Origin of the sequence: Mycetocola manganoxydans (assembly GCF_003667545.1) — a bacterium.
Lineage (GTDB): Bacteria > Actinomycetota > Actinomycetes > Actinomycetales > Microbacteriaceae > Mycetocola_A > Mycetocola_A manganoxydans.
In genome coordinates this window covers 47,782-58,089 of sequence record NZ_RCUV01000010.1, presented here as the reverse complement: position 1 = coordinate 58,089, position 10,308 = coordinate 47,782, and the positions used below count along the sequence as shown (strand labels likewise).

The 10,308-nt window shown below is 60.5% G+C and carries 12 protein-coding genes; 3 read left to right on the top strand and 9 right to left on the bottom strand.

Going from position 1 to position 10,308, the window contains the following annotated elements; genetic code table 11:
* From D9V29_RS10395 to rpmH, 9 genes are all read right to left on the bottom strand, one after another.
* Nucleotides 1-754: ParB/RepB/Spo0J family partition protein (locus tag D9V29_RS10395; RefSeq protein ID WP_121673257.1), on the bottom strand; the 754-nt coding region annotated here is incomplete at its 3' end.
* A complete protein-coding gene (locus D9V29_RS10390) occupies nucleotides 754-1,713 on the bottom strand; it encodes a ParA family protein (protein WP_373294832.1) in 960 nt (319 codons plus the stop codon). The genes D9V29_RS10395 and D9V29_RS10390, both read right to left, overlap by 1 nt.
* A 449-nt stretch (nucleotides 1,714-2,162) precedes the next feature.
* Nucleotides 2,163-2,492, bottom strand: coding sequence for a GIY-YIG nuclease family protein (locus D9V29_RS10385; protein WP_121673255.1), 330 nt, complete (start codon nucleotides 2,490-2,492; stop codon nucleotides 2,163-2,165).
* A gap of 143 nt (nucleotides 2,493-2,635) precedes the next feature.
* Nucleotides 2,636-3,271 carry a 16S rRNA (guanine(527)-N(7))-methyltransferase RsmG gene (gene rsmG, locus D9V29_RS10380; RefSeq protein ID WP_121673254.1) on the bottom strand — a complete coding sequence of 212 codons (636 nt, stop codon included), beginning with the start codon at nucleotides 3,269-3,271 and terminating at the stop codon, nucleotides 2,636-2,638.
* A 262-nt stretch (nucleotides 3,272-3,533) separates the two neighbouring features.
* Nucleotides 3,534-4,052: a Jag family protein gene (locus D9V29_RS10375; protein WP_121673253.1), complete on the bottom strand. Its 519-nt coding sequence runs from the start codon at nucleotides 4,050-4,052 to the stop codon at nucleotides 3,534-3,536.
* 4 nt (nucleotides 4,053-4,056) lie between these two features.
* Nucleotides 4,057-5,172 carry a membrane protein insertase YidC gene (gene yidC, locus D9V29_RS10370; protein WP_121673252.1) on the bottom strand — a complete coding sequence of 372 codons (1,116 nt, stop codon included), beginning with the start codon at nucleotides 5,170-5,172 and terminating at the stop codon, nucleotides 4,057-4,059.
* A gap of 7 nt (nucleotides 5,173-5,179) precedes the next feature.
* On the bottom strand, nucleotides 5,180-5,479 hold the full coding sequence (yidD, locus tag D9V29_RS10365) for a membrane protein insertion efficiency factor YidD (RefSeq protein ID WP_308428573.1): 300 nt from the start codon (nucleotides 5,477-5,479) through the stop codon (nucleotides 5,180-5,182).
* Between the two features lie 38 nt (nucleotides 5,480-5,517).
* Entirely contained in the window at nucleotides 5,518-5,859 is a 342-nt protein-coding gene (gene rnpA, locus D9V29_RS10360) for a ribonuclease P protein component (RefSeq protein ID WP_121673250.1), read from the bottom strand.
* A gap of 29 nt (nucleotides 5,860-5,888) precedes the next feature.
* Complete coding sequence (gene rpmH / locus D9V29_RS10355; protein ID WP_010204566.1) at nucleotides 5,889-6,026, bottom strand: 50S ribosomal protein L34; 138 nt, start codon at nucleotides 6,024-6,026, stop codon at nucleotides 5,889-5,891.
* Nucleotides 6,027-6,357: 331 nt separating this feature from the next.
* On the opposite strand from rpmH, the gene dnaA reads away from it, so the two are divergent.
* The 3 genes from dnaA (at nucleotide 6,358) to gnd (ending at nucleotide 10,285) form a co-directional block, all read left to right on the top strand.
* Entirely contained in the window at nucleotides 6,358-7,797 is a 1,440-nt protein-coding gene (gene dnaA, locus D9V29_RS10350; RefSeq protein ID WP_121673249.1) for a chromosomal replication initiator protein DnaA, read from the top strand.
* Nucleotides 7,798-8,211: 414 nt separating this feature from the next.
* Nucleotides 8,212-9,360, top strand: coding sequence for a DNA polymerase III subunit beta (gene dnaN, locus D9V29_RS10345; RefSeq protein ID WP_121673261.1), 1,149 nt, complete (start codon nucleotides 8,212-8,214; stop codon nucleotides 9,358-9,360).
* Between the two features lie 34 nt (nucleotides 9,361-9,394).
* Nucleotides 9,395-10,285, top strand: coding sequence for a phosphogluconate dehydrogenase (NAD(+)-dependent, decarboxylating) (gnd, locus tag D9V29_RS10340; RefSeq protein ID WP_121673248.1), 891 nt, complete (start codon nucleotides 9,395-9,397; stop codon nucleotides 10,283-10,285).
* The last annotated feature ends 23 nt before the right edge of the window (nucleotides 10,286-10,308 follow it).

Sequence of the window (10,308 nt, the reverse complement as noted above, 5' to 3'; positions counted from 1 at the left end):
CCAACCCCTGGGCGGCGGCGGCTTCTGCGGCCCGCACGGAGAGATCTTCGTTGACGATCTTGTCGGCGAGGCGCTGCTTCGCTGCCGGGGCGCCCACCGAGAGAACCGCGCGGGCGTGACCGGCCGTCAGGACGCCGGCAGCGACTCGCTTCTGGACGGCTTCCGGCAGCTTGAGCAGCCGGATCGTGTTCGTGATTTGTGGCCGTGACCGGCCAATTCGCTGTGCAAGCTGGTCCTGGGTGATGTCGAAGTCCGAGAGCAGCTGCTGGTAGGCGGATGCTTCCTCGAGCGGGTTCAGGTTCGCCCGGTGGAGGTTCTCCAGAAGCGCGTCGCGGAGCATATCCTCGTTAGCGGTCTCCTTGATGACCGCCGGGATACTGTCGAGCCCGAGTTCCTTTGTCGCGCGAAGTCGACGCTCACCCATGATGAGCTCGAACTTGCCCTTCTTACTGGGATGCTCGCGTACGACTATGGGCTGGAGGACACCGACCTCGCGAATACTGTGAACCAGTTCAGCGAGGTGCTCAGCGTCGAAGTGGGTTCGTGGCTGGACGGCGTTGGGCGCGATGTCTTTCGGGTTGAGGTTGACCAGGCGGGCGCCTGGGACCTCGACGAGATCGGAGTCGCTTGCGCGAGCGGCGTTGTTGTCCGGGAAGAACACATCGACGGGACGGCCGTTGTCAGTCATCTCCTGTGTCGCTGTGGGGATGAGTGATCCGATTCCTCGGCCGAGACCGGTGCGTTTCGCAGCCATTAGTGTGTTGCTCCTTCAGTGGATGGTGCTGTTTTGTTCTGTTGTGCATAGCGAGTGGCGATTTCGGCCGCTGCTTCGAGATAGGAGATGGCTCCGACGCCGCTCGGGTCGTGGCTGATCACGGTCTGGCCGAAACTCGGAGCTTCGGAGATGCGAACGGCACGCGGGATCAGGGTCTTCAGGACTTCTTTCGGGAAGTGCTCGCGAACGTCGTCAGCCACCTGGTGGGCGAGGTTCGTGCGACCGTCGTACATCGTCAGGAGGATTGTGGAGAGCCTCAGAGTGGGATTCAGGTGCTTCTGGATGAGCTGAATGCTGTTCAGAAGCTGACTGAGCCCCTCCAGAGCGTAATATTCGGCCTGAATCGGGATGAGGACCTCTTGGGCGGCCACGAAAGCATTGATTGTGAGCAGCCCCAGCGACGGAGGGCAATCAATGAAGACGTAGTGGTACGGCTCTTCGGCTTCACCGATGAACTGCTCGAGTGCTGTCCGGAGTCGGTGTTCGCGTGCGACCTGAGAGACGAGCTCGATCTCGGCGCCGGCCAGGTGGATGGTTGACGGTGCGCAATACAAAGTGTCGAACTCAGGACTCTTTTGCACAACGTCAGCGAGGGGAAAGTCGTCGATCAGCACGTCGTAGATGCTCGGGATCTCAGCATGATGATCGACACCGAGGGCGGTGGACGCGTTGCCCTGCGGGTCGAGGTCGATGACGAGAACGCGGGCGCCCGATTTAGCGAGAGCAGCTGCAACGTTGACCGTCGTGGTCGTCTTGCCGACGCCGCCTTTTTGGTTGGAAACCGTGAAAACTCGCGTCTTTCCGGGGAGAGGAACGGTCGATTGAGCGATGTTCTTGCGGCGGTGGGTCAGGTCGAGGATCTCCCGCATGAGTGGGGATGTCTCTTCTTGGACGGACGTAGTACTCACCGACTTTCCTTCAGATTGGGGATGTTTCACGTGAAACGGTCTCCGTTCTCTCGTTGATTCAACCGTACCGGACTGGCTCCCCCGCCATTGACGTCGCCGCGCGAGCATCCCGCTGATCGAGCCTGTCGAGATCCCGATGTTTCACGTGAAACCTCCCACTCCGTGCCAATCATTTCGACAAGCTCAATGACCGGAGCGACCCAGGCCTCCGGTGATCGAGCTCGTCGAGATCCCTGTCCCGGTGATCGAGCTCGTCGAGATCCCTATCCCGTTGATCGAGCCTGTCGAGATCCCCGTGTTTCACGTGAAACACTGCCTGAGGTCCTGATGTCGCCATTTCGACAAGCTCAACGACCGAACCGGCCGGTGATCGAGCCTGTCGAGATCACTATCTCGCTGATCGAGCTTGTCGAGGTCCCGACGTCATTACGCGGTCATCACGCCCGGCGCCGCCTACAGGCGCCGGACGTGATGAGTCTTCAGCGATCAGCCAACCTGATCCCGGCCTCCTCATCGCTCGCACCCGATCCCCGCTTCTGCAGTTCGACGATGCCGGGGAGGTCCGCATGTCGCCCTTCGATGAGAGCACGTCGCTTCCTCCGGCTCCACCCCTGCACCTGCTTTTCGCGTCCGAACGCCTCTGCGATGCTGGGATATTCCTCGCTGTAGAGCAATCTGACGGGCAAGCGAGACCTCGTGTAGGCGGACCCGAGCCCGTCGTTGTGCTGAGCCACCCTCTCCAACAGGTGCCAGGTGCTCCCGACATAGTAAGTCCCGTCGGAGCACTCGAGAATGTACATGTAAGGCATGAGGACAACGGTGTCAGGTAGAGGCACACGCCCACCGCGAGGTCCCGATCTGTGGAGAAGACAACGGTCCGGCGTGACTGTGGAGGAGCGGCGATGCCACGCATCGTTTCACGTGAAACGATGCGTCTGGGGAAGGGTCCGGTTTAGCTGCGAACCGTACCGAGGATCACTCGCGTGACATCCTCCGTGAGCCCTTCTCCCAGAACCTGCACGCGGGCGTCGCTCACCTTGTACTTGCGCATCTCTTTCTGAGCGGCGTCAATTTCGTTCTGGGCGTTCGCGCCCTTCAAGAGGACCAGCTCTCCTCCATCGCGCACAAGGGGAGCAGTCAGCGGAAGGAGCTTCTTGAAAGCGCTGACAGCGCGTGCAGTGACTTGATCGAGGCGCGCCGTCAGGCGCACGTCTTCTGCGCGCTCGCGGAGAACAGACACATTGCTGAGTTCAAGCTCGTTGACCTGATCATTTAGCCAAGCGACGCGCCGCTCCATCGGCTCGATAAGAACAAATTGCACATCCGGGCGCGCAATTGCGAGAACAAGACCAGGAAGGCCGGCACCGGAACCGACATCACCAACCAAGCCCGGACGCAGAAGCGGGGCGACGAGGGCGCTGTTGAGCACATGACGGGTCCACAGGCGGGGGAGCTCGAGGGGACCGATCAGACCCAGCTCTTCTCCGTGCTTCGCGAGGTTCTCGGTGAACCGGCGAGTGAGCTCGAGTCGATCACCCAGGAGGGTCGCGGCGGCAGCAGGCTCGGGCTCAAGAGTGGCGTCAGTCATGTTGGGTTAACTCTATTCGGTCCGCGAGTGTGGTGAGGTCGGGTCCACGCGGGAGGGGATCTCGACAAGCTCGATCACCGGGGTGGGTGGCCATTGAGCCCGTCGAAATGACCGCGAACGATCTCGACAAGCTCGATCACCGGGGTGGTCATTGAGCCCGTCGAAATGACAGCGAACGATCTCGACACGCTCGATCACCGGAACGCGCACTCGACACGCTCGACCACCGGGGGACGATCACCGTTTCACGTGAAACCGAACCTCAGGCGCGCGTGATTACCGTGTGACGATCGCGACCTTCGCCGTGCGAAGTGGAGACAAAGCCCCGGTCAGAGACAACATCGTGGACTAGCTTGCGCTCGTAGCTTGACATCGGAGGAAGAGCTGCGGATGCCGCTCCGCCGTCGAGCTGCGCAATTGCACTGTCGACGAGAACGCTCAGCTCTGCCTGACGCGCATCGCGTGATCCGCCGATGTCAAGGATGAGGCGGGAGAACGCGCCGGTCTTGCTCTGCACAGCGAGGCGAGTCAGTTCCTGGAGCGCGCTGACGACATCCGGCTTCGAGAGAACGCGGATGTTGCTTCCCTCGGCAGCGGTCACGGCCACGTACGCACGCCCGTTGCGGACGTCGATGTCGATGTCTCCATCGAGATCGCAGATGTCGAGGAATTCCTCGATGTAATCCGCGGCAACGTCGCCCTCTTCTTCGAGCTGGGTAACGGTGGGGGAGTCGTTTCGGACGACTGCGACGTCGGTCTGGTTGTCGATCACGTCTGACATGGCGCTACTTTCCGTTGTTCTTGGGAGCTTTACTTGCGTCGGGCTTGGAGCCCGCGGCAGGAGAAGTGGGTGCTGCAGGAGCGGCCTTCGGCGCGGGCGTCGTTGGCGCTGTGCCACCGGACTTCGGCGCTGCTGGACCTGTCGGTGCCTGGGCCTTCGGGGCGCCGGCCTTCTTGGCGCGGTTCTTACCGACCGGCTGCTGCCGCTGGGCGGGCTTCTTCTCTTCGATCACGAGAGTGTCACCAGCCGCACCGTCGGCTGGCTTGAGCTTGCCCTTGCGCGCGAGACGCTCTTCGCGTTCCTTGGCTGCTTCGGTCCCGGGCATCGGCATGTTCCGGATGATGATGAACTGCTGAACCATGGTCCAGATGTTCGATACGAGCCAGTAGAACATGACACCGAGCGGGAAGGCGAAGCCGGAGAAGAGGAAGACGAAGGGGAGGATGTAGAGCAGGATGCGCTGCTGCTTGAACATCGGGCTGGCCTTGGTCTCGTCGGAGATATTCTTCGAGACGATCTGAAGCTGGGTGATGAACTGCGACGCGGTCATCAGTACGACCATGATCGCGGCGACGATCATCACGCCGACCTGGGGGCCGCCCGCAGCGTTCATCGCCGAGGAGAAGCTCATGTGCAGGGGAGCGAGGTCGAACAGCGAGGACGAGCCGAACTGCTCCGACAGAGCTTCGTTCAGCGGGCCGACTCCCGACTTGCCCGTCTGAGAGTCGTTGAGCACGGAGAACAGCGCGAAGAAAATCGGCATCTGCACCAGCAGCGGGAGACAGGAACCCAGCGGGTTCGTACCAGTCTTCTTGTACAGCTCCATGGTCTCGCGGCTCATGGCCTCGCGACTGAACTGATCCTTCTTACCCTTGTACTTGTCCTGGATCTTCTTCAGCTGCGGCGCGACTTCCATCATGCGCCGCTGGTTCTTGATCTGCTTGACGAACAGCGGGATCAAAAGCGCCCGCACCACGAGAACGAGTCCCACGATCGACAGCACCCAGGTGAGACCGTCGGCGGGAGGCATTCCGAGCGCCGACAACAGCGAGTGCCAGCCCACGAGGATGAGCTCCACGGCCCACTTCAGTGGCCAAAGGATGATCGACAGGAGATCCATGTGGGAGTTAGCCCTTTCGGTGGCGTGCTGTAACAACGAACCCACGCGGGGTCACGCTGTATTTGAAGTTTTTCTTGAGGGGAGCATCATCGACCCCGCCCGCAGCCCACGGGTGGCAGCGCGAGATTCGCCGAAGAGCGAGTCCAGAACCGATTACCGCGCCATGCTGTGCAATCGCGTGCATCGCATAAGCAGAACAAGAGGGATAGTACCTGCACACGTCGCCATAAAGCGGGGAGATCACTGTGCGGTAGGCGATAAGAGCGGCCACCGCCGCATTGCGAGGAAGCAACAGGATGCTGTGCATTGCGTCTGCCCCTTCACTCGCGTCCACGACGGCACCGGTCATGACTTCGCCACCAGACGCGCGGTCGATCGCTGAGCCTCGGTATTCAAATCGCTGAAATCCGCGGTCGCTGCGGGAGGAAGAGCACGAAACACCGTCTCGGCGCCGTCCGGTAACGTCCGTGCCAGGTCGAACGCGATTGCCTTCAACCGTCGGCGGACACGGTTACGGACGACTGCGTTGCCAACCGTTTTTGCAACAATGAACCCGAATCGCGGAGCTCCGCCATTCGGGTTCATCGTTTGGTAGGTCACACAGTTCACGCCAGCGATCCGTCGGCCGCGTCGTACAACCCGTTTGTAGTCGTCCGCACTCGTGATGCGTTGCGCTTTAGCGAGCACGAAAACGACGGGTTGCCGAGGTCGGGATGCTACGCGGAGAGTTCGGTGCGGCCCTTGCGACGGCGTGCACCCAGGATGGCGCGGCCGGCACGGGTGCGCATACGCAGGCGGAAACCGTGCACCTTGGCGCGACGACGGTTGTTCGGCTGGAACGTTCTCTTGCTCATAATCACTTACTCCACGTTTGGAAATCTCCGCTGCGGCGAGTCGCATGGCAGGGAAAATTGGCGCCCGAGGGCACAAGTCAACTGACTAAATCTACGGCCTGCGCTACCGATGGTCAAACCGAACCGACCCAAACAATCGATTATCCACAGGTTTCCCAGCTAGGCCAGCACTGACACGCTGGCGGATTTCTGCGGTAAATTTGGGCCAACCCGTGCGATTGGCTAGCGTGAGGGATCAGTTATCCCCAGCTTCGACCACTCGGTTCCCCATAGATCCGGGGGTGTGGGAGCATCCGTGGATAACTCTGTGAATAACTTTATGTAGGGAAATATGGCAAACGAGCAAGAGTCAATCACGCAAACGTGGCAGACCGTGCTCGATGAGCTCGCCACCGACGAGCGCATCACACCCCCGCTGCACGGGTTTTTGAACCTCGTGGTCCCCAAGGGCATCATGGCCGGCACCTTCTATCTCGAGGTGCCGAACGAATTCACCGCCGGTCAACTCAACATGCGAATGCGTGCCCCCCTGCTCAAGGCGATCGGCACCCTCCAGGAGTCGCACGGGGCGTCAACGTTCGCCGTCGTCGTGAATCCCGAGATCATCGACGAGGAATACGAGCCGCTTCCCCAGGCTCCGATGCACCAGCAGCCTCAACAGCAGCAGAGCTACGTCAACAACACATCGCACCTGTCGATGTCTGACACTGCTCTCCCCGCCCGACAGAACGACACGAGGCTCAACTCGAAGTATTCGTTCGACAACTTCGTCATCGGGCAGTCGAACCGGTTCTCCCATGCCGCTGCCGTGGCCGTCGCCGAAGCTCCGGCCAAGGCGTACAACCCGCTGTTCATCTACGGTGACTCCGGGCTCGGCAAGACTCACCTGCTTCACGCCATCGGCCACTACGCGATGAGCCTGTACCCCGGCATCCGTGTCCGGTATGTGTCGAGCGAGGAATTCACCAACGATTTCATCAACTCGATCGCTAATAACCGTGGCTCCGTCTTCCAGGCGCGGTATCGGGACATCGATATCCTGCTGATCGACGACATCCAGTTCCTGCAGGGCAAGGCAGAGACCCAGGAAGCGTTCTTCCACACCTTCAACACCCTGCACGATCACAACAAACAGGTCGCCATCACGAGTGACCTCCCGCCGAAGGCTCTCACCGGCTTCGAAGACCGGATGCGTTCGAGATTCGAGTGGGGTCTCATCACCGACGTCCAGGTACCCGACCTCGAAACCCGGATCGCCATCCTCCGTAAGAAGGCTCAGAGCGAGAAATTACAGATTCCGGACGAGGTCCTCGAATTCATCGCGTCAAAGGTGTCGAGCAACATCCGCGAACTCGAGGGAACCCTCATTCGCGTGACGGCATTCGCCAGCCTCAACCGCACGCCCGTCGATATGAACCTCGTCCAGACCGTGCTCAAGGACCTCATCACGCTCGACGACGACAACGTCATCTCGCCCGTCGACATCATCAACATCACGGCCGCTTACTTCAAGCTCAGCGTCGACGACCTCTATGGCTCGAGCAGGTCCCAGGCGATCGCGACGGCACGACAGATCGCGATGTATCTCTGTCGAGAGCTCACCAATTTGTCTCTCCCCAAGATCGGTCAACTCTTCGGGAACCGTGATCACACGACGGTCATGTACGCAAATAAAAAGATTTCTGACCTCATGCAGGAGCGTCGGTCGATCTATAACCAGGTCACCGAATTGACCAGTCGCATCAAGCAGGGCCACCGCTTCACTCGTTAAAGCGGTGCTCACAACCGGTTAACGGATCAAAAACTGAGGCGTCGTACACAATGTGGATAACCCTGTGGAAACTCTCCTGAAAACTCGGGCGCATCTGTGAACGGATCTCGGCCGATTGTGAACAACGGCCCCGGATGCCAGTAATTGCATGGGACTCAATCGACAGCGAGTGCACACACCGCCAACAAGTCACACCGGTGTAGTTCCCACAGATTGCCTAGCGTGTCGGAAGTTATCCACAGTTTCCACAGCGGTTAAGACCTTTAACCATTCTTTAACTTTCTCTCAGGCCAATAACCTTTTCGCCGCCGTCGAACCGTGAAGCATCACTCGGGAAGACGTGAATGACAGTGCTTCTCCGACCCGACTAACATGGGGATCCACTCGTACCTTGAAACGACAGGGGATCCAACCGTGCGGTTTAGCGTCAATCGCGATGTCTTCAGTGAAGCAGTCTCATTCGCGGTGAAGCTGTTGCCCCAGAGAACAACGCTCCCCATCCTCAGCGGAGTGCTGATTCAAACCACCGACGACGGCCTGACACTGTCGAGCTTCGACTACGAAGTCTCGGCTCAGACCCAGATCAGCGCACAGGTCGAGGAACAGGGAACGATCCTCGTCTCCGGTCGCCTCCTGGCCGACATCGCCAGCCGGCTTCCGAACGCTCCGGTGCAGTTCACCACCAACGACAACCGGATCGTCGTGTCCTGTGGTTCGGCGAACTTCACGCTGCTGTCAATGCCGGTCGAGGAATACCCGAGCATTCCGCAGATCTCCGGCGAAACCGGACTCGTCCCGGGTGAGGACTTCGCCGCTGCCGTCGCCCAGGTCGCTGTCGCCGCTTCTCGTGACGACGTCACCCCGGTCATCACCGGTGTCCAGCTCGAAGTCACCGACAATCGCCTCAGCCTGGTGGCGACCGACCGGTACCGGGTCGCCGTGCGCGAGATCGATTGGGACAACGGCGACAACAGCGCGCCTGATTCGCTCGTCGCGCTCGTTCCAGCGCGCACCCTGCAGGAGGTCGGCAAGACGTTCGGCCACTCGTCGACGATCTCCGTCGCATTCACGAGCAAGGATGACCGCGAGCTGATCGCTTTCACCGCGGACAAGAAGACGGTGACGTCGCTCCTGATCAAGGGTTCTTTCCCCCCGGTCAGGCGGCTTTTCCCCAACTCCAGCGAGAACTACGCGGTCATCAACACCGCCGAGCTCATCGAAGCCGTTCGCCGTGTCTCACTCGTTCTCGAGCGCGAAGCAGCTCTTCGCTTCACCTTCACAATCGACGGGCTGACCATGGAGGCCGTCGGATCCGAGCAGGCGCAGGCATCTGAAGCGATCGATGCTCTCCTCACCGGCGACGACATCGTGCTCAGCCTCAAGCCGCAGTTCCTGATCGACGGCCTTACCGCCGTCCGCAGCGAATACGTTCGTTTCTCGTTCACCAAGAGTGAGAACACGAACAAGCCGGGTCCGATGCTCATCACCAGCCAGTCCTCGAAGGACCAGCCAGGCGCCGACAGCTTCAAATACCTGTTGCAACCGAACCTGCTTCTTCGCTGACACTCGACCACTCACGACTCAAAGGACTTCTCGCATGCACATCGGGCTCATCGGACTCGGAAAAATGGGCGGCAACATGCGGACGCGTCTGCGCAATGCCGGTATCGAAGTCACCGGTTTCGACCAGAACCCGGATGTCACGGATGTAGCGACGCTCGACGAGCTGGTCGCCGCTCTTCCGTCGCCTCGCACGATCTGGGTGATGGTCCCGGCCGGAAAGATCACTGACAGCGTCGTTTCTGACCTTCATGACCGTCTCGACGCCGGCGACCTCGTCATTGACGGTGGCAACAGTCGCTTCACCGAGGACTTCAAGCACGCGGAATTGCTGTCAGCGAAGGGTATCGACTACATCGACGCCGGCGTGTCGGGTGGAGTGTGGGGCCTTGAGAACGGTTACGGCCTCATGGTCGGCGGATCGGCGGCGCAGGTCGAACGGGTCATGCCTGTCTTTGACGCACTTCGCCCTGAGGGACCGCGTGAAGAAGGCTTCGTCCACGTCGGCGAGGTCGGCGCCGGCCACTACGCCAAGATGGTGCACAACGGCATCGAATACGCGCTGATGCAGGCATACGCCGAAGGATTCGAGCTGCTGGAAAAGCGCGAAGACATCATCCGCGATGTCCCGGGCACGTTCAAGGCCTGGCAGCGCGGCACCGTCGTACGATCCTGGCTACTTGAGCTTCTCGTCCGCGCGCTCGATGAGGACGACGACCTCTCTGAAATCGAAGGGTACGTCGAAGATTCCGGTGAGGGCCGTTGGACGATCGAAGAAGCCGTCGCCAACGCGGTTCCCGTTCCGACCATCTCGGCGTCCATCTTCGCCCGCTTTGTCTCACGCCAGGAAGACTCGCCGGCGATGAAGGCCGTGGCAGCTCTCCGTAACCAGTTCGGTGGCCACTCCGTGAAGAAGTCGGACGACTGAGACCGCTGTCAGCCGCCCTCGGT